This is a genomic window from Peribacillus sp. NPDC046944, from assembly GCF_050272735.1.
Classification (GTDB): Bacteria; Bacillota; Bacilli; order Bacillales; family DSM-1321; genus Peribacillus.
On sequence record NZ_JBNNML010000001.1, the window covers coordinates 227,149 to 252,101 of the forward strand.

26 protein-coding genes are annotated in these 24,953 nt (G+C 39.4%); 6 read left to right on the plus strand and 20 right to left on the minus strand.

Annotation, left to right across the window (positions count from 1 at the left end):
* Positions 1-40 precede the first annotated feature (40 nt).
* The 9 genes from ACQKIC_RS01160 to ACQKIC_RS01200 form a co-directional block, all read right to left on the minus strand.
* On the minus strand, positions 41-871 hold the full coding sequence (locus tag ACQKIC_RS01160) for a DUF1835 domain-containing protein (protein WP_427590766.1): 831 nt from the start codon (positions 869-871) through the stop codon (positions 41-43).
* Between the two features lie 68 nt (positions 872-939).
* The gene (locus ACQKIC_RS01165; protein WP_427590768.1) at positions 940-1,728 is read right to left on the minus strand and encodes a class I SAM-dependent DNA methyltransferase; all 789 of its coding nucleotides are present in this window, start codon (positions 1,726-1,728) and stop codon (positions 940-942) included.
* Positions 1,729-1,791: 63 nt separating this feature from the next.
* Complete coding sequence (locus ACQKIC_RS01170) at positions 1,792-2,229, minus strand: GNAT family N-acetyltransferase (RefSeq protein ID WP_402986902.1); 438 nt, start codon at positions 2,227-2,229, stop codon at positions 1,792-1,794.
* Between the two features lie 173 nt (positions 2,230-2,402).
* Positions 2,403-2,648, minus strand: a complete 246-nt coding sequence (locus ACQKIC_RS01175; RefSeq protein ID WP_402873921.1) for a hypothetical protein — start codon at positions 2,646-2,648, stop codon at positions 2,403-2,405.
* 199 nt (positions 2,649-2,847) lie between these two features.
* Positions 2,848-3,027: a DUF4083 domain-containing protein gene (locus ACQKIC_RS01180; RefSeq protein WP_402986903.1), complete on the minus strand. Its 180-nt coding sequence runs from the start codon at positions 3,025-3,027 to the stop codon at positions 2,848-2,850.
* Between the two features lie 194 nt (positions 3,028-3,221).
* A complete protein-coding gene (locus ACQKIC_RS01185; protein ID WP_402986905.1) occupies positions 3,222-4,082 on the minus strand; it encodes an HAD family hydrolase in 861 nt (286 codons plus the stop codon).
* Between the two features lie 99 nt (positions 4,083-4,181).
* The gene (locus tag ACQKIC_RS01190) at positions 4,182-5,450 is read right to left on the minus strand and encodes a PTS ascorbate transporter subunit IIC (protein ID WP_427590769.1); all 1,269 of its coding nucleotides are present in this window, start codon (positions 5,448-5,450) and stop codon (positions 4,182-4,184) included.
* 28 nt (positions 5,451-5,478) lie between these two features.
* Positions 5,479-5,745, minus strand: a complete 267-nt coding sequence (locus ACQKIC_RS01195) for a PTS sugar transporter subunit IIB (protein ID WP_402957611.1) — start codon at positions 5,743-5,745, stop codon at positions 5,479-5,481.
* Positions 5,742-7,808 carry a BglG family transcription antiterminator gene (locus tag ACQKIC_RS01200; protein ID WP_402986906.1) on the minus strand — a complete coding sequence of 689 codons (2,067 nt, stop codon included), beginning with the start codon at positions 7,806-7,808 and terminating at the stop codon, positions 5,742-5,744. Before ACQKIC_RS01200 ends, ACQKIC_RS01195 begins: the two co-directional genes overlap by 4 nt.
* Before the next feature lie 311 nt (positions 7,809-8,119).
* Between ACQKIC_RS01200 and ACQKIC_RS01205 the strand changes: the two genes are divergently transcribed.
* The 3 genes from ACQKIC_RS01205 (at position 8,120) to ACQKIC_RS01215 (ending at position 9,426) form a co-directional block, all read left to right on the plus strand.
* On the plus strand, positions 8,120-8,434 hold the full coding sequence (locus ACQKIC_RS01205) for an ArsR/SmtB family transcription factor (RefSeq protein WP_403080241.1): 315 nt from the start codon (positions 8,120-8,122) through the stop codon (positions 8,432-8,434).
* A 79-nt stretch (positions 8,435-8,513) separates the two neighbouring features.
* Entirely contained in the window at positions 8,514-8,942 is a 429-nt protein-coding gene (locus ACQKIC_RS01210; RefSeq protein WP_427590771.1) for a DMT family transporter, read from the plus strand.
* A gap of 13 nt (positions 8,943-8,955) precedes the next feature.
* Positions 8,956-9,426 carry a DMT family transporter gene (locus tag ACQKIC_RS01215; RefSeq protein ID WP_427590773.1) on the plus strand — a complete coding sequence of 157 codons (471 nt, stop codon included), beginning with the start codon at positions 8,956-8,958 and terminating at the stop codon, positions 9,424-9,426.
* A 1,002-nt stretch (positions 9,427-10,428) separates the two neighbouring features.
* On the opposite strand, the gene ACQKIC_RS01220 is transcribed toward ACQKIC_RS01215, so the two are convergent.
* From ACQKIC_RS01220 to ACQKIC_RS01270, 11 genes are all read right to left on the minus strand, one after another.
* Positions 10,429-11,403: a C39 family peptidase gene (locus ACQKIC_RS01220; protein ID WP_403080236.1), complete on the minus strand. Its 975-nt coding sequence runs from the start codon at positions 11,401-11,403 to the stop codon at positions 10,429-10,431.
* A 161-nt stretch (positions 11,404-11,564) separates the two neighbouring features.
* Positions 11,565-14,000 (minus strand): heavy metal translocating P-type ATPase, encoded by a 2,436-nt coding sequence (locus ACQKIC_RS01225; protein WP_427590775.1) that lies wholly within the window; start codon positions 13,998-14,000, stop codon positions 11,565-11,567.
* Positions 14,001-14,098: 98 nt separating this feature from the next.
* The gene (gene copZ, locus ACQKIC_RS01230; RefSeq protein ID WP_402873508.1) at positions 14,099-14,305 is read right to left on the minus strand and encodes a copper chaperone CopZ; all 207 of its coding nucleotides are present in this window, start codon (positions 14,303-14,305) and stop codon (positions 14,099-14,101) included.
* 12 nt (positions 14,306-14,317) lie between these two features.
* Complete coding sequence (locus ACQKIC_RS01235; RefSeq protein WP_403080232.1) at positions 14,318-14,659, minus strand: metal-sensitive transcriptional regulator; 342 nt, start codon at positions 14,657-14,659, stop codon at positions 14,318-14,320.
* Between the two features lie 137 nt (positions 14,660-14,796).
* Complete coding sequence (locus ACQKIC_RS01240) at positions 14,797-16,026, minus strand: MFS transporter (protein ID WP_427590777.1); 1,230 nt, start codon at positions 16,024-16,026, stop codon at positions 14,797-14,799.
* Between the two features lie 305 nt (positions 16,027-16,331).
* Entirely contained in the window at positions 16,332-16,757 is a 426-nt protein-coding gene (locus ACQKIC_RS01245) for a GNAT family N-acetyltransferase (RefSeq protein WP_427590778.1), read from the minus strand.
* 113 nt (positions 16,758-16,870) lie between these two features.
* Complete coding sequence (locus tag ACQKIC_RS01250; protein ID WP_427590779.1) at positions 16,871-17,374, minus strand: hypothetical protein; 504 nt, start codon at positions 17,372-17,374, stop codon at positions 16,871-16,873.
* A gap of 72 nt (positions 17,375-17,446) precedes the next feature.
* Positions 17,447-17,626: a hypothetical protein gene (locus tag ACQKIC_RS01255; protein WP_402986932.1), complete on the minus strand. Its 180-nt coding sequence runs from the start codon at positions 17,624-17,626 to the stop codon at positions 17,447-17,449.
* A 220-nt stretch (positions 17,627-17,846) separates the two neighbouring features.
* Positions 17,847-19,088 carry an MFS transporter gene (locus ACQKIC_RS01260; protein ID WP_427590780.1) on the minus strand — a complete coding sequence of 414 codons (1,242 nt, stop codon included), beginning with the start codon at positions 19,086-19,088 and terminating at the stop codon, positions 17,847-17,849.
* A gap of 46 nt (positions 19,089-19,134) precedes the next feature.
* A complete protein-coding gene (locus ACQKIC_RS01265) occupies positions 19,135-19,983 on the minus strand; it encodes a hypothetical protein (RefSeq protein WP_402873486.1) in 849 nt (282 codons plus the stop codon).
* Entirely contained in the window at positions 19,962-21,380 is a 1,419-nt protein-coding gene (locus ACQKIC_RS01270) for a radical SAM protein (protein ID WP_427590781.1), read from the minus strand. Before ACQKIC_RS01270 ends, ACQKIC_RS01265 begins: the two co-directional genes overlap by 22 nt.
* A 664-nt stretch (positions 21,381-22,044) precedes the next feature.
* Here ACQKIC_RS01270 and ACQKIC_RS01275 point away from each other — a divergent pair.
* Genes ACQKIC_RS01275 through nagE form a run of 3 tightly spaced genes read left to right on the plus strand, consistent with a single transcriptional unit; the run spans position 22,045 to position 24,922 of the window.
* Entirely contained in the window at positions 22,045-22,542 is a 498-nt protein-coding gene (locus ACQKIC_RS01275; RefSeq protein WP_427590782.1) for a PTS sugar transporter subunit IIA, read from the plus strand.
* 38 nt (positions 22,543-22,580) lie between these two features.
* Entirely contained in the window at positions 22,581-23,420 is an 840-nt protein-coding gene (locus tag ACQKIC_RS01280; protein WP_427590783.1) for a PRD domain-containing protein, read from the plus strand.
* A 53-nt stretch (positions 23,421-23,473) separates the two neighbouring features.
* Positions 23,474-24,922, plus strand: coding sequence for an N-acetylglucosamine-specific PTS transporter subunit IIBC (nagE, locus tag ACQKIC_RS01285; RefSeq protein ID WP_427590784.1), 1,449 nt, complete (start codon positions 23,474-23,476; stop codon positions 24,920-24,922).
* Positions 24,923-24,953: the final 31 nt, after the last annotated feature.

The window sequence follows — 24,953 nt, forward strand, 5'->3', positions numbered from 1 at the left end:
CGATGATAACTATTTAGCATCTTCTATTACGAAGGACATATCATTTATCTTGGCTAGTGTTCAATCGAACTTGATAGGAACGCATCTCACGTAAATGACCGATAGATGCAAAGACGCCTTTCTTTATCAACATACGTAAACGGTAATCAATCCATGTATCGTTGATGTCATGCTCACTCCATCCTAAAACATGTCCAATCAAGCGAACAGCGTTGTAAAAATTATCGATACCGTATTCGGATTGCATGTCACTAGCATACCGGATAATCTCTTGATCATCCCTGGACTCGTCATCCTCGATAATCCTTCCCCTAAACCATGTACGAACTATTGAATGCCCCTCCATTAATTGAAGCGCTTCTGCCTGTAAAAGAACGAGCTCATCTTCAGTAAGTGGATCTAGTAAATTCAGCTTTAGCATTCGCTTCATCTGCGAAGGGCTAACATCACCAGAATGGCGAATATCATATTGTGTATGTTCATCTTCATGGAAATAAAGCATGGGAAAGTATGTATTGCACACGGAAATCGAACATTTTTTGCCTGACAATAGATGGCTTACTAAGCGTAACCCAAATTGTTCCGCCGCATTTTCACACGTCCAAACAATCACTTGCTCGCCTTCTTTAATCTGTTGAAGACTTTTAAGTGCATCATGAAACAAGACCACATACTGTTCACTCATCTTCTTATCAAACCGATAGGCTTCCTGTAGCCATTTCATCCTATCTAGAAAACCTTTCTCCGTTAATAAACGATGGATGGGGCCTTCACCAAAGAAATTCGGAAACGTGATGATCTCAACATTTTCTCTTTTTAATGCATGGCTCAATGCACCGAATGCTGCTTGATTAAATAAGATATGCTTCACTGGAAAACCCCTCCGTTATCCTACACTCCTGTATACGTCCACCCACGCTTGAAGAAATACACATCCCTCTATCTACGTATATCCCTTGTTTTCTTACAAACATAGACCATCCCATAACTATCATTCATCACAGGTATTTCATTCCAATCCTCGAAGATTTGGACAATCTCCAGTCCGTTACTCGATAGAATGCGTTCCATTTCTTTAGGAAACACGTATCGTAACCGTATGTTCGTTCTATGTTCATCTACTATTTCCCCACTTTGATCTACATACTTTCTGATCGTTGTGTAATGTTGGACCTGACTGAGTGAGTCATAGGTGCTTTTCGTATAAACATCGATCCTTTTTTGCGTATCCTTATCTTCAATGGTTCTCCAGTATTCTTCCGTGTCAGGTTGGAGTAATTCTTCTGTGCTTGGAAACCTCGTGTCAAAGATGAATAGCCCATCAAGTTCTAAATGTTTATTTACAGATGATAAGAATCCGTCCTGATCTTCGTTTGTAAGAAAATGCTGAAAGGAATTCCCGACTGAAAAGATCAAATGACTTCTTACATTCAAGGTAAGCATTCTAGCATCCTGTTCGATCCATTCAATATGTACATTCAAGTCCAACGACTTCCTTTTTGCTTCGTCTAGCATTCCTTTATGGACATCCACACCGATAAGTTCATATCCTTTAATCGCTAAAGGAATGGTCGCCCGCCCTGTCCCACAAGCTAAATCGATGATGGGGCCTTCGGTTTTCGAAGCCCATTTCAATAGATAAGGAAGGTCTTGCCTATAGGACTCATTTTCCTTATCATATAAAATCGGATCATCGTACTCTTCAGTATTTCCATTTATATTCTCCATACATGCCTCCTTCAAGAAATAGCAGATTACTAATATTTAGTTTACGTACATTCTTCCTCTAGTTTAAATGTTCTTATGCAAGAAAATGATTCTTTCTATTTCTTCAAAACCATTTTTCTTATAAAATTCTTCCGCAGGTATACCTCTATCTGTGAGAAGTGTAATGTTACTTATATTCCTGCCATGAAGCTCCTTTATTAAATGATTTAACATCGCTCTTCCAATACCTTTATTTTGATATGGTGTTTTTACACACATTTCATTAATGAAAAACTCATCTCCGCTCCACCATACTCTATTTACACCCAAAATAAAGCCGAGAATTTCTTCGTTTTCTACCGCTAAAACGCCTAAAAATCCGGGTGTCTCATAAAAACTCAGTAAATATTTTTCAGCCTTTGTAAATATCCACTCATCATTCCAAGGCGCATCATTGAATACTTCCATAAATGTTTCCGTACACTTAATTAAGTCCTTTTTTTCTAATCGTTTAAATTCCAAGGTACATTCTCCTTATCGCTGAATGGATGATTAAAACCACCTTAGTCGTTTATATATGGATTATTCTACCACATAATATTCCTTATCCGGCTAACAGACCCCGAATCGGTGTTGGAGATGATCGTATAAACCAAAAAGAGATAGTTTCGGGAACTATCTCTTTTTTTATAGGATCATGGCCCAAATTCAATCTGACCTGTGAACAGCATGATTATAATAATAACCCAATAAATAAAAAAAGATGATGACAGAATTAACCCAATAATCGGGAGCGTATTCTTTTCTGTTTTCTTTACGATACCTACAATAGAAATGATCATACCTAAACCAGTAAGGAAAAATGTTAGATAATCACCAATCAAACTACCAATATTCGCTATTCTTGTGGGCGTGATAAAAACTATAAAAAAACAAATCATTCCTAGAACAATTGAAGTTATACTAATGACCCCATGCTTCTTTTGATAAGTCACTTCTTTTAGTTCCAAGTAAACCAGCTCCTTTCTTAGATACTTCTTTATGAAGAGCGCAACAATTCAATTCACCCGATCGATATTTAGTGACTTTACTCCATCAAAATATAAACCTCCTACCATAACGAACGCCTGGTATTCACTCTTACTCTCTTTTTTCCTTTTCAAGCAGCTCGATGACTTTATCAAGTTTTTGTTCTACGGCTTTAGAATTGCGAGATTTTCTAACGAGGGTCCGGACAAAAAAGTAAACGGCAAAAATCATGCCAAACAGTACAATAAACATCATGAGTTGAAATAGTATATCACCGACATTAACATTCAAAATAAATCCACCTTTTCCTTTTTTATCAATCATACCATATACCAGATTGTAGTTGTCTTAGGATTGATGGGGGCATTTCATCGATGTATGTATAATATTTTCGCCATGACCTCCATTGCTTCCGAGGACGTTCCTTTTCGTTCCTTCTATATAATATAGGGCGCACGGAAAATCCGTACGCCCTTTATTATTATTCACTTTGGTTGAGCTATCGGAAATGTTTTTTTCAAAAAGTGATACAGGCCATCTTCTCGATAGGAATACTCCGTCACTTCATCCGCCTGTTCCTTTACCGATTCGAGCGCATTTTTCATGGCGACACAGTGGCCGGAGAGTTTGAATAGAGGAAGGTCATTTTCTCCGTCTCCTACGGCCAGAATATCGTCCGGAGAGAGACTAAAGTGATCAAGCAAGACTTGAACCGCTGTTGCTTTGGATACACCGTCCACGGTCACTTCCACATTGTGATGTGTGGAGGAAGCCGTTGTAAAGGCCGTTATCTTCTTGAACTGTTCGAGTTCTGTGATCCAGTCTTTGATTGCCTTCATCTCTTTACTGAAAAAATAAATCTTGGCTACACTTAATTCCTCGAGCTGATCGACCCAGTTGATTTTGCTCTCGACGGCGACTTTTCTGGACAACCATTCGTTTTCATCAACCGTCTCCGGTTTTGCCCCCGTCATTTGTTCGATCTTATAGTCTTTATCTTTTTGTAAGGCCATTCTGACGCCATCATTTGGATGGACTTCGTAAAATATCTTTCTCGCTGCCGCTTTATTAATCATGTCATCCACAAGTTCGGAAGGCAGTGCATGTTCAAAAATCTTCTCCTCTCCAATAAAGGCGGACATACCATTGGCCGTTACCATCCCGTCGACGATCAAATCCTCTGGCAGGACATCTCTTAATTCTTTTACCGTTCTTCCTGTTGCAATGAATACTTTCATTCCACTATTTCTAAGTTCGATTAAGTAGTTTTTCAGCGTATCGTTCACCGTATTCACTTCATTCAATGTCGTGCCATCCATATCGAGTACGATTGCTTTGTATCCCATGTTTCCACCCCATCCATACGAATTTCGTAACAAAAATGCCAACAGCCCATGATCTGTGAGATTGTAGCTGTTGGCGATTCTATCTATTTTTCTAGCGGATTAGGAAAATCCTAACAGCTTTAAAATACTTAGTATGAATAGACCTACCACACCGAAATCTGAGTCACCGAATGTCGTGCCTTCAAATCCTATGTCACCTAATAATACCAGTAAAATGGCTGGTAAGAAACTAATGATGAGTCCATTTGCAAAAGATCCCAGCATAGCCCCGCGACGACCACCCGTCGCATTTCCAAAGACACCGGCGGCAGCTCCGGTGAAGAAATGTGGCACAAGTCCCGGAACAATAACCTTCAAGCCTAATACCGGCAGCAGGAACATCGATAAGATCCCCGCGATAAAACTAAATAAAAAGCCGATAATCACTGCGTTTGGAGCAAAAGGAAAAATCGTAGGGCAATCTAGTGCAGGCTTCGTATTGGGCGCAATTTTATCTGCAATCCCTTTGAAGGCTGGCACGATCTCAGCAATCAACATCCGCACCCCAGCTAGAATGATATATACCCCAGCTGCAAATGTAATGGCTTGTATAAACGAAAATACAAGGAAGTTGGAACCAGAGGAAAGCGTTGATTCAATATAATCTTGTCCTGCAAACAGGGCGACAATCAAAAAGAAGATCGTCATTGTCAGCGATACAGCAACCGATGTGTCTCGTAAAAACCCTAAAGATTTAGGGACCTTAATTTGTTCCGTTGTCTTTTCCTTGTTTCCGAACCATTTCCCAATCGTAGCGGAAACGAAATACCCGATCGTCCCAAAGTGACCGATCGCAAAATCATCACTTCCGGTAATCTTTCTTACATAAGGCTGCAGAATGGCAGGAAACACGACCATACATAGCCCTAATAAAATGGAGCCGGTAAGGATAAGCGGGAATCCGTTCATTCCGCCAACCGACAAAGCGACAGCTAGTAGACAGGCCATGAACAGCGTATGGTGACCCGTTAAAAAGATATATTTTAATGGAGTAAAGCGAGCTAATAAAATATTCACAATCATACCGAACACCATAATCAGGGCCGTCGATGTTCCAAAATCACTTTGTGCAGCCGCTACAATGGCTTCGTTATTCGGGATGACACCTTCTACATGAAACGCCTGGTCGAACATTTGACTAAATATGTTAAGGGCACCTGTAAGGACGGCTGCCCCTGCTCCGATGATAATGAACCCCATAACCGTTTTCAGCGTACCTGACACGACATCGGCACTGGACTTTCTCTGTAACAGTAAGCCAATCAGAGCGAATAACCCCACGAGTATGGAAGGTGTGCCTAAAATATCGTTCATAATGATATCCAACATAGTCTATTCCCCTTTTACCGAGCTTTAGTTAGACAAGTGATTCCAATTTGGATGTAATTTCAGGAATGCTCATCATATTTTCTAATGTAACAATCGTACGGGTTCCATCATCCAGTTGGCCGACAATATCTGCTGCCCCTAGGAATATATCCGCTTGGACCGATTTAGCGGATGTGAGATCCGTATGATCTACCTCAGCCGTTTTCCCCATTTGTGTTAAAGCCTTTTTCACATTCATCTCCATAATGAAACTACTGCCCAATCCATTCCCGCAAACTACCATGATTTTCTTCATTCTGTTTCCTCCTTAGAATATTTATGTACGTAATCCATAAGTATGGATGGATCCGTTGTCTCTAAAATCGCTTCAATATTAGCTCGTTCATTCAGTAATTGAGTCAGCTGAATTAATGCCCGTAAATGTGAATCGTTATCTACCGCAGCCAAAACAATGATCAACCTAACGGGTTTATCGGGTGCAAATTCCACCGGTTCATCCAATTTCAATAGACTCATAGATAATGAGCGAACACCTTGCTCAGGACGTGCATGAGGGATGGCCACGTCAGGCGTGATCACCACATAGGGACCATTCGTTTCGATTCCTTCAATCATTGCATCCACATATCTCTCTTCGACAGTTCCTAAATGAACAAGAGGCTGGGCTGCAACTCGAATCGCTTCTCTCCACTCTGTAACACGCGGCAGGATTTGAATCGTTTGTAGGTTGAGTAGTTCATCTAACACTGGTTTCTCCGCCTCCTTTAAGGAATATTTATTTACCTTGGGGGTATCTATGTACATCAGGGATTCAAGGGCCTTTTCAAGTTGATCAGGTTCATGGATGGTTGCATATTTTGAAATGACTTTTAACAGAGCGGAACCATCAACATTTTGTGTCGTATACCCATACAATTCCTGCATGACTTGCAGGCGCAGCTTATGTTTGTCCTGCCTTTCCAAAATGGGCGGGACCACAAATAACGGAACTTTGGTTCTCATATGTACCGTTGAAAAAACGAGATCGTACGCTAATGGATACTCGGACGCATTCCGGACAGATAATACATCCAAAAACAATATATCCGGAAATAATTCCTTCAATGTGTAGATGAGAATATTGCTGATACCAATCCCATTCGGACAAACAACGATGGCTCTTTTGCGGTCATCCAAAGTAGTCCCTTGTCTTCGCAACCAGCCTCCAAAATAAATCGTAAAGTATGCCACTTCCTCTTCAGGTACTGGGCGCCCAATCTCTTTCTCTAGTACCCATAAAGATTTAGTGGTAAGGTGATGCAGTTCAGGATAGACCTTTTGTACCTTTTCCGTCATCGGATTCATGGATGAAAGCCCGTATCTTAGACGATGATAGGCCGGTTTAAAATGAACGTACAATTGCTGGCATAGCTGGTCTTTATCATGTAAATGAACAAAGGCCAATTTTTCGAACTCTTTTACAATCTCCTGCAAAAGCGTTTCGATCACTTCATCCTCCTTGAGCGGGGATATATCCTTTGTCCGATTCATGCTTAGCAGATGGAGGGTTACATATAAATTTTCCGTTTCACTCCAAACCGATTGGAACGCATCGGTTTTCGTCATTTGCTCAACCGCTTTAAATTCATCTGTTGTCACAAAAGGTAACCAACTCTGATTGACTTGCAATTCTTCCCCTTTTCCAATGAGCTGATCTGTACATAGAAATAAATAGGTCAATTCATGCAGCCGCTCATCCGTAAAGGTGATTCCCAATTCACGTTCAATCTGCTCCAGCTGATGCCGGATGGATTGAATGTTTGGTTGTTGATCTCCCCAAATACACTCAATAATCAGATTATTATCCGGGCGATTAAGGACATCATGTACCAGTTGTTCAATCATGTAGCGCTTGACTCTGCTTTCTCCCTTAATCACGTAACCCTCTTGCTTGGAGTACTGAATCTTAAGGTTAACTTCATGCGCTTTCTCCTTGAGCTGCTTCAGGTCCTTTAATACGGTATTGCGTGATAGCCCCGTGATTGATTGAAAATGATAGACAGATAACGCTTCAGGACTAAGTAAAATCATGAGATAGAACAATTTCTCCCTATCTGTCTCAGAAAATACATAATTACGTTTGGTTAGTTTTACGTTCAATTCTTCCTCTTGAACTTTGTCAGGAAGGGAATACCCTAATTCTTTTTGATAGAGAATGGCTGGATACCCGTGATAGTGAAGCCAATCATTCACTTTACCAAAAGCATATTGAATTTGTCTTCTCGTCAGACCGGTTTGTTCTTCAATATCTTTCATCTTTGAAATGGGTGAATGCTGTAATATTTTTATTAGATTTGCGCTGCGTTCATCTAAAAACATCGGTTCTCCCTCTCCCTATTTCCAAGATACCTTACTTTTCATTTGATATATATGGTTTCTCAGTCCGATTATTGTCCACTTGCCTGCACAAAAGTATATTGTACAAATGATGTGCACCTTGGTTTTTGAATCAGTGTACCATATCTCGCCCCTATTTCATGAACAAAAATAAAACCTCGATCCTTAGGGATGAGGCTCGTTTCCTATTTTCGCTATATCACTTGTTCGTTAATGAAGGTACGCTTCATTACCTGTACTCTCTTTATTTCCTCAAGTTGACATATCGAGAAATCTAGATATATAATTACGTCATGAATCCTATTGATGTATTCAAGGCGTTATCTAACGAAACAAGGCTTCACATCCTTAAGTGGTTAAAGGAACCAGAGAAGCACTTCCCCAAACAAGGCGCTCACCTACCAAAGGGGGTAAGTTATAAAGGTGGAGTATGTGTTGGGGATATTCAAGAAAAAGCCAAAGTTTCTCAATCTACGGTTTCTAGCTACTTAAACATGATGCAAAAAGCTGGGCTACTTGAATCGATTCGTCATGGACAATGGACATACTATAGGCGCAATGAAGAATTTATTCAACAATTAGCCAATTATTTTAGAACGGAGATCTAATTCATCTTGATTTCTGTTTTCCACCTATTTATATCTAGTTTTCTAGATATACAAATATATTAAAAAGGAGAAACTCTAAATGCGCTTTATATCTTATATACTAGCTCTGTTGGCTGGAGCAGCACTTAGCTTTGAAGGGGCTATCTATGCTGAATTGGGAAAATCAATTGGACAAATAGAAACAAGCTTTTATAACTTCTTTATGGGCTCCATTATCATGGGGCTATTGTGGCTATTTTTTGGAAAAGGACGGATTTCCTATACATTTGAAGCACCTAAATGGTCATTACTTGGTGGTGTCCTGGGTGTTGTTTATTTAACCTCCATTGTTATAAGTGTCCCATACGTCGGTGTTGGCATTACAATGGTAGCTGTCATCATCGGACAATTAGTCATGAGTATGGTCATTGAACATTTTGGGTGGCTAGGCAGTACAAAAACTAGAATTAATAAAGAAAAGATTCTGGCAGTTATTTCAATGATTATTGCACTTATATTAATCAACTAGGAGGTATACAATTATGGGGTTATTCATGATTTTATTTACATTTTTAGGCGGCATCACATTAAGCGCTCAATCATCTATAAATGGCACATTTAGTCGAAAAGCTGGAACCATTGAAACAACATTTTTGACCTTTCTCACTGGAACCATGTTTCTTACGATTTTCATCATGTTTTTTGGGAGGGGAAATGTGCTTGGCCTTCTAGAAGCACCGAAATGGCAGTTGAGTGCAGCATTTTTAGGCACCATGTATTTACTTCTGACTGTCATGGCCGTTCCTAGAATTGGGGTTATCGCAACCAATATTGCCGGAATAACCGGTCAACTTGTAATTGGCGTAATCATTGATCATTTTGGATGGTTCAATAGCTTAGTCATAGAATTAGATATGAAACGTGTCTTCGCATTACTATTTATGGTCATTTCCCTTTATTTTATCTATAAAGGGAATAAACGCTCGAGAGAAGAGGCAAAAATAGCCTATTGATAGTCATACAGTAAATGCAATGATAGCAGTCAAATTGTTTATAGGCATGGTTTAGGTGCTGCAATAGGTCTAAAACTCGTCTAATAAAAAAGTTTTTAACTTGTACTATGAAGAAGATCACTTGTTTTTTATTAATAAAACAAATGATTTTCTTTATTTTTATTCTTGTGAAAGTAGCCTACCCAGTTATAAGAAAAAGGACTGCCGTAGCGATGTGACCCCTTATTTTATAATATCTAGATGGTTAAATAAATTTATCTATTCCATACATGATAACTAAACCATATACAAAGACGTTCATCCAACCTTCCATACATATAAAAAAGAAACCATAAAAATTTACGGTTTCTTCACCCTTGAATCCTATCTACTAGTTAGAAACATTAAATTGCTGCTAAACTTGGTACAAAAAAAGCTGCCTATGTCGACAGCCTGTGGATCTACAAAACCGCATTGAAAATTTCTTTAACAAAAAAAATCACTATAAATATCGCACCAATGATACAAAAAATTGACCAAATGATACTACTTATAAGCTTTATAATGCTAAAATCTTTTTTTTTACTTTTTCCCAACTCATTCAACTCATTTTCTATGTATTTAGCATGCTGTATATGTATCCAAAAGATAGGATGGAGTTAGAATAACCAACGAAATGTTATAATTATACCTAAAATTCCACAGGAAAAGGTAATGAGCTTTATCCCGACTTCGTCAATAATCTTTGATAGTCTTTCAATCTTTTCAGAAATAATTTGCAAGTTTTTCGGCAATTTTTCAAGAAAGTCTACTAGCTTTTGATACATTTGATCCCCTTTTATTGCTTATTTTATTTTTACGCTAAATAATTATACTACAATAGTATGGACATTTGTAGGGAAGTTACCAAAATAGAACAATGAATCGTTTCTTTCACTAAGACTAATGGAAACTCACAAATAGAATAAATAAAAAAGCGGCAACATCCATTGAACTGGATCTTGCCGCTTGGGTCGTATCTGCTTATTTCTTGTCTACGACAAGATAAGGTTGTAATTGGAATGGTTTTGGTGCGATGTTGCGGTCATTCCATTGGCCAAACCAACGCTCTAATGGATAGAAGTAATAGCCATCTTGCGCGTGATCAGATGTATCATACGGGTCAGCGAAGATCAGTGTATCATCGCCAATGCCCGGTGTGCCGTTATTGTCATATCCGATAATCGATTGCCAATGGCCATCCCAGTCGCCCCATTCCACCATGATTGGACGATCGTTCTTCAAATGATTCGTCAGCCATTTCACGAAATAGCTATCTTTCGCATCTTCTACAAACGCTTCTGTCGTTTCACTGTTTTCGGAAGCATACAGGCTGTTCCACGTGAAGGTTGCTGGCAGGTTGCCAACATTATTCTCAGTGACTTCTTTACTAGCTTGAATTAAGTCTGCGTCATTGTATTCCTCGCGATAGCTTGATTCGACAACTTCAAAGCCTTCTAAGTCCTTGAAGAAATCATAGAGTTGGGAAACATTCGAACCATATTCCGGGAAATTATTCGCGGTTCCTGGCAACGCATCTTTAACATCTAAGTCCGTCATCGACTTCATTTGCTTCGCGATATCCATCTCTGTTAGATCCGTGTACCCAAAATGATTCGCGACCATTAAAGCCGTGGCAGGTCCACAAGACCATTCCGTCGTTTGTTGCATTGTTTGATAGTTTTCAATCAGAATTAACCGATCATCTGACTTCATATTATAGAAGTCAGGTGCTTTATAGTAACGAGAATCCGCATGGTCTCCCTTAGAAGCATAGGCATCCGCTCCACCCGTTTCATCGTAGTCTTTCCCTTTGATGGTCGCTGTAGCATCCGTTTCAGCTGACACTTTTGTATCTACTTCCTTCGTAACTTCTGTTTCCTTTGAATCCGTGTCTTCTGAGCACGCCGATAATAATAGCATGGAGGATGCTAAAGCTGCCGTTAGAATTCTTTTCATGTGTCCCCACCCTTTTCCTGTTTTTTTCACAAGATTTGATTATAGTGGATGGAATTGTCATCGTCAAGGAGTTTACTAGTTAACTAAATTCTCACACAATCAAGAGCCTTGCTACACGTTATGGTAGCAAGGCTCTTTTTTACTTTCGTCATTTAATTAGCTTACTTTTCTAGTTTGACCCTTTGGAGACGTAATGCGTTCAAGACAACCGATACGGAACTGAACGCCATAGCAGCGCCAGCGACCCACGGTGCTAGAAGCCCCAATGCTGCAATCGGAATCCCAATCACGTTGTAGGCGAATGCCCAGAACAGATTCTGTTTAATATTGCGCATCGTTTTGCGACTCATGAGTATGGCATCCGCTATACTGTTCAAGTCCCCCCGAATTAATGTAATGTCGGCGGCTTCCATGGCAACATCCGTACCGGTTCCTATTGCCATGCCAATATCCGCTATGGCAAGGGCGGGTGCGTCATTGATACCATCCCCGACCATGGCAACCTTCTTCCCTTGTTGCTGCAACTTCTTCACTTCTTCCGCTTTCCCTTCAGGGAGCACTTCGGCAATGACGGCGTCAACGCCTACCTCTTTACCAATCGCCTGTGCGGTGCGCTCGTTATCGCCTGTCATCATCATGACTGTGATACCCATGCCTTGTAAGCGTGATATAGCTTCTTTGGAAGTTTCTTTAATGGTATCGGCCACGGCTACCAGGCCTGCATACTGTCCATTGATGGCCGCTAACATCGCTGTTTTTCCATCAGCCTCCAGTTTCTCCATCGTTGGAAGGATTGGTTGAATATCGATACCGTATTGTTTCATTAGTTTCCGCGTACCAACGAGGACACCTTGGCCTGAAACCGTTGCCTGTACCCCATGACCCGGTATCGCTTCAAAGAACTGGACATCGCCGAGTTCGATGCCTTTATCCTGAATGCCTTGCACGATTGCTTCTGCCAAGGGATGTTCGGATTGCTTTTCGGCAGCCCCAATCAATGATAGGAACTTCTTCTCATCCTGACCCGTTGCCGCATGAACATCCGTTAATACAGGTTTACCATGTGTGACGGTCCCTGTTTTATCCACAACCACCGTATCGATGCCTTGTGTTTGTTCTAAATGCTCGCCACCTTTGAATAAAATGCCGAATTCAGCGGCACGACCTGAACCTGCCATGATGGAAGTTGGCGTGGCTAATCCTAGTGCACATGGACAGGCAATCACAAGGACGGCAATCAACACTTCAAGTGCAGCCGTGAAATTACCCGGATTCACCAGGATCAACCAGGCTAAGAACGTAAGAATGGCAATCCCGATGACAATCGGTACGAACACACCTGAAATCTTATCTGCTAATCGTTGGATTGGCGCTTTTGTACCTTGCGCATCTTCTACTACCTTAATGATTTGGGCTAATGCCGTATCCCGGCCAACTTTTGTCGTTTTCATTTTAATGAAGCCATTTTTGTTGAGGGTGGAGCCATATAGCAGATCACCACTAGCCTTATCCACCGGCAGGCTTTCACCCGTCAGCATGGATTCATCGACAGCCGTCGTTCCTTCCATTACCTCTCCATCAACCGGGATCTTTTCACCCGGCTTCACCAGGATGGTATCACCCATCATCACTTCTTCTAGCGGGATTTCTTTTTCCACACCTTCTCGAATGACCATGGCTGTTTTCGCTTGAAGCCCCATTAATTTCTTGATGGCTTCGGATGACCGACCTTTTGCTTTTGCCTCGAATAATTTACCTAAAAGGATAAGGGTAATTAACACGGCACTTGTTTCAAAATATAGATGCGGACCATGATGCGCGCCCATTGTAACAAGGGCTTGGTATACACTGTAAAAATAAGCCGCTGAAGTCCCCATCACCACGAGTACATCCATATTGGCACTACCGTTACGAAGTGATTTATAAGCACCTACATAAAACTGTTTACCGATGATAAATTGGACAGGCGTTGCAAAGATCATTTGAACCCAGGGATTCATTAAAAAATCCGGTACATATAGAAAGGATGTAAAAGAAAAGTGACCAAACATTGTCCATAGTAAAGGCAAGGAAAGAATGGCAGAAATGATGAATTTCAGTTTCTGCTCTTTAATGGCCTTTTCACGGTAATCCACTTGTTCTTTTCCGTCTTGCTTTTGATGGGCACCATACCCAAGCTTTTCTACCTTTGCAATGATGTCCGCAATCGTAACTTCAGATGGATTGAATTCTACCGTCGTTTTTTCAAGCGCTAAGTTGACGTTGGCAAATGATACACCATCCATTTTATTTAGGCCCTTTTCAATCCGCGTCGCACACGCTGCACACGTCATGCCCGTGATGGCGAATTCCTTTTTTTGCTTCACGACACCATACCCAAGCGCTTCAATTTTCTTTTCAAAATCTTCTTCACTCAGTTTGGAAGGATCGTATGTAATCGTGGACTTTTCAAGTGCTAAATTGACGGAGGCTTTCTCGACCCCGTCCATTTTATTCAACCCTTTTTCAATGCGGTTCGCACACGCTGCACACGTCATCCCTGAAATTTGAAGATTTGATTCTTTCGCTGCTGCTTTATCCTTAGATGCGGTTGCCATCTCATTCACCTCCACTATACCCAATAGGGGTATATTCTTTCGAAAGAATTAGAGTACCAGGGCGGCACTCTTCATCTTTTCATTATGGTACCCAAAATTCATTCTACTTCGTAGCCTTGATCATCAATGGTTTCTTTGATGGTATCTAGGGTTACCTTTTCCTTATCATACGAAACAGTAACTTGACCAGCTTCTAGCTGAACTTTTACTTGATCGACACCTTCTAATTTGCCTACACTACCTTCTACTGCTTTTACACAATGTCCGCAAGACATCCCGCTTACTTGTAATGTTACATTTTCCATAGTATCTACTCCTTATTTTTTCATTAGTCTTTGGATCGTCACAAGGACTTCATCGAGTACTTCCAAGTCCCCTTCTTGAATACGATCTACCACACATTCTTTCATATGCGTTTCAAGAAGCAGCTTGGCCACACCATTTAAGGCGGATTGCGCAGCAGCTATCTGAGTAATCACGTCGTCACAGTATGTGTCTTTTTCGATTAACCCTTTTATGCCGCGAATTTGGCCTTCCACCCGATTCAGTCTTGTAACAAGATTTTTCTTTGTTGCCTCGGTATGATGGCTTTTCCGTTCATTTGTACTTGAACAACAAGTATCTTGATCTGCTGTTTCTTTATTTAGGTCGAATTCCATTTGTCGCCCCCTCACTCATATACCCCTATACCCTATATCAAAACCATATCATACCCCTCCACCCTATGTAAAGTTGGATGACATTTTACGAAAAAAAGCCAACGGAACTAAGTTGGCTTTTCATCAATCAAGCATCATTATTCTTCAAAGCTAGGTCCATCGATAGGGAGCGTTACTTGCTTTCTACAGGTCAAAAGATAAATGAACGAAAGACCTAAGCAAACCGAAGCGACCATAAATACAACGACGATGCTGTATCGCTGGCCCAGCATGCCCATCACGAGAGTGGATATCGCAAAAGTTAGCATGATGAGAGAACTTTGGACGGCATATACCTTAGCCAAAAGCCTTTCCTTGACTACACTTTGGATGATCGTATGAATGGAAATCATCCGTAGTTCTTCGAATAGACCATAAGAACCAATGAACAAAAGGGCAAGGAAGGGATTCACATTCACTCCAAATAAAAGGGTCAGCAGAAAGACCATGAACCCTCCACCCAACAGCACCTTCTGGATATTCTTATGAATGAAGGCGGACCGTCTATATGCAAGTATGCCCGCCAGAAATAATCCTAATAATAAAGAGGCGTTGATATAGCCCCACCACTCCGTTCCTACTCCCAGGCGTTTATCTATAAACGGATAAAGGATCGAGGATACCCAGACCGGGCTAGCGATCGAACCAAAAAACAGAGTGAAGTGTAGAGCACGCAGCCTCTTATCTCCTGCGATCAACCTCCACCCTTCAAACAGGGAATCCCTTTTGCTTTCCTTCCCTTCACGTTCAGATTGTTGTTGTTCCTTGACTCTTACGAATGCCAGCAAGCAAGTGGATAGCCCATACAAACAGCACGTTAACAATAACAGCCCGTGAGCCTGCAAAAGTGCCGCCAAAATGCCACCTGCAGCCCATCCTCCCATCTGAATGAATGTCTGGATAGAAGACATTAGGCTATTTGCTTTTAATAAGGACTCTTCCGGAACAAGCTGAGGGATCAAGGCACTACTCGCTGGATTAGCGAACCCATCCAAAAACATGATGAAGAAAATAAGGATATATACCGCTTCCATTGAGTCTTTCGAGAAAAGCGATGATACATATAGGGTTAGCACAAGTAAGAAACATGTTTTAACGAACTGGGAATGAAATAAAATCTTTTTCAACGGGTATCGATCGATGAGCAGTGGTGCGAATAAACCTCCTACAAACCCACCAAGCATATTTATGACAGGAACCAACGAAACATAAAATAACGAATGGGTGACAGCGTAAACACTTGTTATCAGCGCAACAATATAAAAAACATCCCCAGCATTCGCTAACGATTGTCCTGCCACCAACACAGTAAATGATTTATTCTTCAATGCAAACAACCCCTCTTTATTCATTTTTCTAAGAGAATAAAGAGGTATTTACATGCGTTTCACTCCTTTGCAACCGGTTAGATCTACTTCATTTCACTTTGGATTTATATCAATGTCAAATACTAAGAAATCTAATAAGGAAGAGAGGGGTGTTTGCATTTCTATAGTGGAAATATGTATGAATATAACATGAAAATGTCTTGTTTAGAAGTTGAAAAATCTAGGTTCTACAAGAAAAAAGAGATGCGAAAGCAACTCTCTATTTTGGAGTAAAGCCCCCTTAGAAGTTTGAAGAAAAAAAAGAATTACTTTATCATCTTAATAAAGTATTTTGGTGATTCAGAATAGCCTTGGCGGGAATAAAATCGATGTGCATCGATTCTTCTTGAATGACAATGAACCTCAAGTCTGTCACAGTTTCGCTTCTTAGCTAACTCAGTACAAAACTCTTCAATCTCTTGTCCAATTCCCTTACCCCTATTTGTTGAATCTACTGCAAAATAACTGATTCTAGCAAAATCCCCTATTAACGCTATTTGGGGTATATAATGCATGGAAATAAAAGCAATGACTCTTTCATTATCCTCATAAACCAGTAATTCCTCATCAGGATGTGTGATGAGTCTTTCTATTTTATCTTTAATGAAGGTCTCGGTATCTAAATAATCCAACTGGCCTAGTAAATCCGATATTGCCTTCCAATCTTTTATATTTGCTCTTCTGATCCCCACTTACTTCACTCCCTAAGAAAAATTTATATAGTATATTCATCATCGTTATTGAGCTATCCTGCCCCATTAGCTCATAAGAAAAAAGAGCTGCGAAAGCAACTCCCTTTATGGTATCAATCTTCCCACTCATACTCTGAATTAAATTCTTCCGGCTCTATATCTGCATTTTTATAGGTATCGGGTTTTTCATTCGGCAACGTGACCGTTATTTCGGTATGATCTTTATTCAATTCTAGTGTCAGAAAAGATGTCTTGTTTGATTTCTTGTTAAATAGTATGCCGGTCAGTTTTGATCCAGTAGATTTTGCTAACTGGAAATGCTTTATCGTCTTATCTTTCCCCGTTTTAGTGAATTTTTCTACTATGTATTTGGATCTATTCTTCCCATCGTAACCATCACTCTTGATCAGTATATAAGATTCACCGTTCATCCAGCCGCCATATATCTGAAACTTGGGCGCTTCGTACGAGGGTATATCCTCTTTTTGTGTAGAATCTTGTACCTCTATTTTCTGCTCTACATCCAGCTTTTCATTTTTCATGTCTTGTTCGTTATCACATGCAGCAAGACTCCCTATAAACAGAAGGCCTACGGAGATTTTTTTGAAAGTAAGCAAAAGCCTGACCTCCTAAAAGATGAACGTAAAATTTAGATTCTTCATAATAAATCCACCCGTTAGAGTTCTACATCAACTTATTTCCTTATGGTTTCTTTCATCATTTTGAAGATGAATCTTTTTAAGTGTTGTGTTTATATTATTCAAAGCAATAAGAATAATCCCCAACATCACAAAGGTTACTATTTCCCCTGTAAACCAAGATACTATGCCTAAAATTCCAGCATACAGAATGTATAACCAATTACTCATTTTCCATATCCTCCTACCTCTATATAAATGAACCTAACTAATTTTACCATATATATTTGGACTAATTTCTTTATTAGTTAATAAAAGGAATTCTGTTTGTCAGTATGATTAGTAAATATTTTAGTAGCCTTCTTGGCCAATCTTCTTAGCCATCTACTGAACTACCACGAATCGACACATAGTAAAAAGCAATGAGGAGTTCCCTCATTGCTCCGTTTCACTACCCTAATGTTTGTTTTGTCATCATGACTTCTTGGCTTATTAATTTCTTTTGCTTGTTGATTCGATACCAGCCCATCACAACAGCTATGATCGATACAGAGCAAGAAATAGCAAGAACATAACTTCCATTGAGTTTTAAGAGAAATACACCAGCAATGAAAACCCCTATGGGTTGTGCCAATGTCGCTCCAGCTGTCAGAAAACCCATGGCACTGCCCATGATGTTTTGGGGAATAGCCTGCTGCAATTCAGTTTGGAAGATTATTGTGACGGGAGCCGCTAAAAGTCCGAATACTCCAAACAACACAATACTCATGATAGTGGAATCCACTACAAAACCGGCAATCGTGCCCACGACTCCAGATAAAACATACAATACGATCGACATTTCAAAATTCATTCGTTTGATTTTATACGTAATAGTTGCTCCCAGGAGAGTCCCGATCCCAATGGCTGTAAAGCAGATTCCCAAAGCCGCTGAACCATTCACCTTAATTTCCGAGTATAAAGTGGGGAGTAAGACATCCATGATCATAACGAATGCCATATTCGTAAACACCGCTGCCGTGATAGCCGAAAAGATCCACTTCTGTCTTTTTAAAATCGAGAATGTTACCTTAATTGGTGTTTGTATACGATTGGTATCTTGATTATTGGCATCTTTCAGTACCGCCCTGTACCTAAGAATCAGATAGCAAACCACAGATAGAAGAATCAGGATGATCGACGTTAGCATCGCCACCGTAAATCCCCCTATTACCAAAAGACCACCAGCAATTGCCGTACCTAATAAGTTTGCGATTTGGGTGATGGCCGTTATGACACTATTGACCGATTTTAATTCTTCTGGCGGAGTTAACAATGGGATTAACGTTCTTTCAAGCGGTGTTAATATGGCGGAGGCCACACCCATGAAAAGAAGAACCAGGCAATAAATCCAGTAACCGAAGCCACTTGGTACTACTTCCATTAGTCCAATCGCGAATAATGCACATAACGTGAATAAATGCCAAACGCTAGCCCATAACCCTAAGGATATTTTATTGAACCGATCAATGAGTATGCCGCTTACCGCTGCCAATAATATCCCGGGTATATAACGAAATGCCATTAATGAACTAAACACCAAGGGCGAATGAGTGATGTTAATAAAGAACCAAGCTAACGTGAGGAAGACAATACTGGATTGTAAAGATTGTATGCCAAGAGCCACAATAATGAGGTGTATGTTTCGCTTCACTCTTCTTCTCCTTATGATTTGTCATAGGATCATCTGGATTTTCAAGTTAATGATTGGTAACAGTATGTTCTTCTTTGACCAACATATCTTCTATAAGTTTCCAACCGAACCATTGTGTAGGGTCATTATAAACTAACTCTTCTATCCATTTAAATAAAGGTTCAATTATACTGCCCTTATTGGAATAGGTTAATAAAGGTCCCATTACTAATTCATATTTGTTTGAATTGCATTGAATGGCAACTGGCAGAACATTCGCATTGCATAGTCTACTCAAATGTTCAACTCCCAGGGGTACATGAACCTTTTCCCCTAATAACTCCAATTTATATAATTCCTTATCATTCGAAGAACTGATTTCCGGATAAATTAAAGGGTAATTGCCGATTTTAAATCCTCTTACTAATTTACGAAGGATCCATATATCAGGAACAGGCAAGAAATTCACCTTATCATTCGGTAAAATTTTTTTTATGCTTTTTCCAACCTCATGCCCTTCAGATCCTCCAGTGGCTAAAATATATGAGCTATCACCAATTAATTGACTTAATATTGTAGGAACCAACATATGTACTCCGAAATGCGGAATGGCTAAAATACACGGAGCTTTTAGAGCATCTTCTAATTCATCTGGTATTGTTAAAAAGGAGGCGTCTAGACCATTTGATCTCAACAGGCTTAATAAATTTGCCCAATGCATGGGCCTTTCCGCAAGGAATTTCTTAAAGTTATAAATTCTTCTTTCATCTTGTGAAACAAAAGAGGATAACAAGTTAGGAGTACTCCACTCCTCCGGCCGGGAGCAAAATTCTAAAAGATCCTCTTTATTCAGTGTTAATAACTCATCTATATTTTCCGCTAAGTCTTGAAAACCTAAATTTTTGATTTTTCCCATATTTCTTCACCTACCTTATAGCATTCTGGCATAGCACCGTAAGCATCGAATAAAGTTCTCTTTGCATAACATCTGCAAGTTTGCATCCTACAATTACCATTAAAAATACAGCCCTGGCATGCTTTTAATTCCTCTATCTCCCATCCACCTCTATAAAAATCCCACTTTGTACTATTCCATATGGAAATTAAATCTGTCTCCTTTACATTCCCTATAATTTGAGATCGATCACCAATAGATTCCGTACAAGGATAAACGCTTCCGTCTGCACCAATTGCTAGTAAAAACATACCTTGAGGGCCTACGTTAGCAGGTAAACTGAAAAGATTATCTGTGTTCTTTTTACCTGGATAATAATACGCTTGAAATTCGATTTTTATATTTGGAAATTCTTGTGCCACTTTTAACACTTCTTCTTCAAAATACTCGAGTTGCGCAAGGGTAAATAGAAAATTTTCTGGATTTCCACCAGCTCGACCTGAAACAGAAGCGGGGTGAAAACTAATTCCATTAGCACCATTGGCCGCACATGTTTCAATCACTTTTCTAACAACTCCGTTTTCAACACTTTCAGGAACTAAAACCGACTCTACAATCACATAGAAACTATCATTTGAGAATCTTTTTAAGGTATTAATGACTTTGTGAAATTGACCGTTTCCACGTATTTTATCGTGATAGACTTCATCCCCATCTAAAGAGAGATGGATTTGTAACCCTCTTCCCTTTCTATCTTTTAATCTAAGTAATGAATCATAAACTTTTTGAGTGACTCGGTGACCATTTGTGAAAAACTCAAAAAAACATCGTAACGTGCCAGCGTGATCAATTAACTCACATATATCCCTTCTGGTAGTAGTTTCCCCTCCAGAAAAGGCCAATTCAATGATTCCCAAATTATCTAGGTCTGTAAATAGTTTTTTCACTTCTTCTGTATTTAAATTATCACTGGTATCAAAAAAAGGGGAAGATTCTCGTAAACAATGAGTACACATCAAATTGCATCTCATTGTACTCGTAACGTTAACTTTTGTTGGAAATGTCATTGGTATATATTTGGAAGTTTTCGGAGGTGAAATACTGAGATGTTTAAGAGGCCGTTCAGAGGAAATATATTGATCTGTTAAAAAAAGGGTCCCCCCATCTATCAATTCCTTTATAAATTCGTCAAATTCCACACGATCAGGCAACTCATTCAATGCTACTGCTTTCTCATGGTAATAATTCCAGGCATCATCTATCGTTCGAGAGGTTGTGAGATAGGTGAGTAGTTCAAAGGTAGCTGCTGAAATAAATTCTGTATGCCTAGTTCGAGCGGTGTAAAAAAAACGTGCATTAGATTCCAAATAACCATGTTCATTTCTTAAAATGACATCATCATGTAAAACTATATACATTTTCACCAACCCCTTCAAATAAATTGGGATGACGGGCCTTCGACAGGCCCATCATCCTTTGTTAGTTACAAAGTTATTTACCCGTTGGTGCAGTTGGCTTTTGACAACCGCAGTTGTTAAATGATGGTAGAGTTCCGTCGATAAGTGAGTCGTGCTTCTTCATAATCGATTACCTCCTTTTCAATTTATTGGAATTATCATACTATTCAAAATATATACTTGTAAACCACTATTTCCTTATCTAATTAATATTGGTAGAAAAGTAGTGAATCAATCTCCTTATATTTACAGATCCAAATTAACCTCTCTCTTGAACTATTCAATTTGGAGCTAGTATAGTTAAATCAGTTAGGATATTTTAATCTCCAGTTGTAATTCCCTAGGAAGCGCTATTTGGGTATTCATAGTGTTCTAAATGACCGCAGTCGTAAACTATTTCGAATCTTCAAAAATAGCATTCCTAACATATTGTGTTTTTTCACAACTAATGGTATTTTATAAGTAATATTCCATATTGATCACATGTTACTGTTTCGTTCAGGCAGGGTGGTACGGTTGAGAGAATTTCGATTCTTTTAATTGGTTACTTCCGTGCCTTTTTTTGTGTTCACTTAAAGTAAAATGTTAGAAAATCATCTAAAAATAGGTACAAGGAGAATCTAAAATGTTTTCAAAATTATTTAAGAAAACCCCAAAAACACCGCAGCTTATTTATGCACCCATAAATGGAGAGATTCTTTCCATAGAAGAAGTACCCGATCCAGTTTTCAGTCAAAAAATGATGGGGGAAGGAATAGCTATTGTTCCGATTGATGGAAATGTGTCATCACCAGTGTCTGGAAAAGTTATACAAATTGCTCCTACAAAGCATGCAATTGGCGTATTAGCTGATGATGGAACGGAACTATTGATTCATGTTGGTCTTGAAACAGTTGCTCTAAAAGGCGAGGGATTTGATGTAAAGGTAAACGTTGGAGATTCCATAACTGTCGGGCAGTTATTACTGACCTATCATTTACAGCATATTAAGGAACATGCAAAAAGCGACATGTTGATTATGGTTATTACAAACAGTCAAACGAATACACATAAATATGAAATGTCTTTGGATAAAGTTGCAAGAATGGGTGAAACGGTCGTTATTAAGGTGACGAATACGTAAACGTTTCCTATGCCACATGTTTGGGGAGGAATGTTCCAATGAAAATTAAAAAAATCTTGAATAATAACGCGGTAGTGGTTGAAGACGGGCAAACCGAGAAAATAGCCATCGGTTCAGGCATCGCCTTTAACAAGCGAAGAAATGATCTTGTCAAAACACAAGAAGTTGAAAAGCTTTTTGTTATAGAGGAAACGGATAAGTTCCAGCAGCTTATAATGAGAATCCCTGAAAAACATTTCGAAATATCGGAAGAAATCATTTCCTATGCAGAAGAAAAGTTAGGTGTGAAATTAAGTGACCATATCCATATTGTTTTAACAGACCATTTGTCCTTTGCGATTGAAAGAGAACAGGAAGGAATTCATTTACAGAACAAGCTCCTTCAAGAAATTAAAGTACTCTACAAAACTGAATTTGAAATTGGTATGTGGGCAATTCAGCACATTGCAAAGAGGTTTCACATTGAAATGCCCATAGATGAAGCTGGCTATATTGCCCTTCATATCCATACAGCTAAACCACAAAATGGAGATATGAAGGAAACCGTAAGACAGACAGCTATTATCAGTGATCTTATCCAAACAATCACTGAATACTTGGATATTACGATACATCATGATGATATTTCTTACCAACGATTAATAACACATCTTCGTCATTCCATCTCTAGAGTAAAGCATTTTGAACTTCATACCATGGATGAGGAAATGCTAGAGATGATAAAAAAGAAGTTTCCGATTTCCTATCAATGCTCTAAGGAAGTATTTCAAGTATTAATGAACACTTATGAAATGGAACTTCCGGAATGTGAACTTGGCTACATCACTCTCCATATAGAGAGATTAAAGCAGCGTTGGAGTATAACAGAGAAAATATAAAGAATGATAGCATCATATTATTCAATTTAAAAAATTGATAGGGGGTATTTAAAATGATGAAATATCTACAGAAAATTGGTCGCTCATTGATGTTACCAGTAGCAGTATTACCAGCTGCAGCCATTTTGATGGGAATCGGTTATTGGATCGATCCTTCCGGTTGGGGAGCTGATAATCCGATAGCTGCGTTCTTCATTAAAGCTGGATCTTCCATTATTGATAACATGTCAATCTTATTTGCAGTCGGAGTAGCTCTAGGTATGTCTAAACACAAAGACGGATCAGCTGCATTGAGTGGGTTAGTCGCCTACCTAGTTGTTACAACTTTGCTTTCGATAGATTCAGTGGCTATGCTACAAGGCATTGATGCAGATAATGTAAACCCAGCCTTTGAAAAAATAGAAAATCAATTTGTTGGGATTCTCTCGGGAATCGTAGCTTCGATCATGTACAATCGGTTTAGTCATGTACAATTGCCAGCTGCCTTATCCTTCTTTAGTGGAAAACGTTTAGTACCAATCATGACAGCGGTTTCAATGTTGCTGGTTTCCGTGATATTATTCTTTGCATGGCCAGTCATCTTTACAGGATTGGTATCTTTCGGTACAGCGATTAGTAAGTTAGATTTTGTGGGTGCAGGATTATATGGATTCTTCAATAGACTTTTAATTCCAACAGGACTGCATCATGCATTAAACTCCGTGTTTTGGTTTGATGTAGCTGGAATTAATGATATCGGAAATTTCTGGGCTGGAACGGGAACAAAGGGAACTACAGGGATGTATCAAGCAGGGTTCTTCCCAATCATGATGTTCGGTTTACCGGCCGCTGCTTTAGCCATGTATCATACTGCAAAAACGAAAAGAAAAAAACAAGCGGCATCGTTAATGTTAGCAGCAGGATTTGCTTCATTCTTTACAGGGGTTACAGAACCACTTGAATTTTCATTTATGTTTTTAGCTCCGGCTCTTTATGTAGTTCATGCAGCCTTAACAGGTATTTCATTAGCCATTGCAGCATTTTTCCATTGGACAGCAGGATTTGGTTTTAGTGCGGGACTAGTCGACTTCGTTTTAAGTTCAAGACTACCATTGGCTAATCAGCCATATATGTTACTACTTCAAGGTCTAATCTTTGCCGTTATTTATTATGTATTATTCCGTTTCTTGATTACGAAGTTCAACTTAGCGACTCCTGGCAGGGAAGCAGATACAGATGAGGATATTGAAGTAGATGGTAGCCATTCACCAGAAGGAAATAAATTCGCTGTCATGGCGGCCAAAATTTATGATGGTCTAGGCGGGGACGCTAATGTGACGTCTATTGATAATTGTGTAACACGCTTAAGAATTGAAGTCAAAAACATGGATGCCGTTGACCAAGATAAGATTAAATCAACAGGAGTACCAGGAATCAATATTGTCGGGCCACAAAGCATTCAAGTGATTGTTGGAACGCAAGTACAATTTGTAGCGGATGAAATGGAAAAAATCCGGAAATGAAGGAATGAAAGATAAAGAGCTGTGGATCTGT

What these genes read in the sequence shown, in the direction of transcription:
- ACQKIC_RS01165 (WP_427590768.1), bottom strand. Translation starts at nt 1,728, where the DNA reads ATGGAGAATATAAATGGAAATACTGAAGAGTACGATGATCCGATTTTA.
- ACQKIC_RS01175 (WP_402873921.1), bottom strand. Translation starts at nt 2,648, where the DNA reads ATGATTTGTTTTTTTATAGTTTTTATCACGCCCACAAGAATAGCGAAT.
- ACQKIC_RS01185 (WP_402986905.1), bottom strand. Translation starts at nt 4,082, where the DNA reads ATGGGATACAAAGCAATCGTACTCGATATGGATGGCACGACATTGAAT.
- ACQKIC_RS01190 (WP_427590769.1), bottom strand. Translation starts at nt 5,450, where the DNA reads ATGTTGGATATCATTATGAACGATATTTTAGGCACACCTTCCATACTC.
- ACQKIC_RS01195 (WP_402957611.1), bottom strand. Translation starts at nt 5,745, where the DNA reads ATGAAGAAAATCATGGTAGTTTGCGGGAATGGATTGGGCAGTAGTTTC.
- ACQKIC_RS01200 (WP_402986906.1), bottom strand. Translation starts at nt 7,808, where the DNA reads ATGTTTTTAGATGAACGCAGCGCAAATCTAATAAAAATATTACAGCAT.
- ACQKIC_RS01205 (WP_403080241.1), top strand. Translation starts at nt 8,120, where the DNA reads ATGAATCCTATTGATGTATTCAAGGCGTTATCTAACGAAACAAGGCTT.
- ACQKIC_RS01210 (WP_427590771.1), top strand. Translation starts at nt 8,514, where the DNA reads ATGCGCTTTATATCTTATATACTAGCTCTGTTGGCTGGAGCAGCACTT.
- ACQKIC_RS01215 (WP_427590773.1), top strand. Translation starts at nt 8,956, where the DNA reads ATGGGGTTATTCATGATTTTATTTACATTTTTAGGCGGCATCACATTA.
- ACQKIC_RS01220 (WP_403080236.1), bottom strand. Translation starts at nt 11,403, where the DNA reads ATGAAAAGAATTCTAACGGCAGCTTTAGCATCCTCCATGCTATTATTA.
- ACQKIC_RS01225 (WP_427590775.1), bottom strand. Translation starts at nt 14,000, where the DNA reads ATGGCAACCGCATCTAAGGATAAAGCAGCAGCGAAAGAATCAAATCTT.
- copZ (WP_402873508.1), bottom strand. Translation starts at nt 14,305, where the DNA reads ATGGAAAATGTAACATTACAAGTAAGCGGGATGTCTTGCGGACATTGT.
- ACQKIC_RS01235 (WP_403080232.1), bottom strand. Translation starts at nt 14,659, where the DNA reads ATGGAATTCGACCTAAATAAAGAAACAGCAGATCAAGATACTTGTTGT.
- ACQKIC_RS01255 (WP_402986932.1), bottom strand. Translation starts at nt 17,626, where the DNA reads ATGAGTAATTGGTTATACATTCTGTATGCTGGAATTTTAGGCATAGTA.
- ACQKIC_RS01265 (WP_402873486.1), bottom strand. Translation starts at nt 19,983, where the DNA reads ATGGGAAAAATCAAAAATTTAGGTTTTCAAGACTTAGCGGAAAATATA.
- ACQKIC_RS01270 (WP_427590781.1), bottom strand. Translation starts at nt 21,380, where the DNA reads ATGTATATAGTTTTACATGATGATGTCATTTTAAGAAATGAACATGGT.
- ACQKIC_RS01275 (WP_427590782.1), top strand. Translation starts at nt 22,045, where the DNA reads ATGTTTTCAAAATTATTTAAGAAAACCCCAAAAACACCGCAGCTTATT.
- ACQKIC_RS01280 (WP_427590783.1), top strand. Translation starts at nt 22,581, where the DNA reads ATGAAAATTAAAAAAATCTTGAATAATAACGCGGTAGTGGTTGAAGAC.
- nagE (WP_427590784.1), top strand. Translation starts at nt 23,474, where the DNA reads ATGATGAAATATCTACAGAAAATTGGTCGCTCATTGATGTTACCAGTA.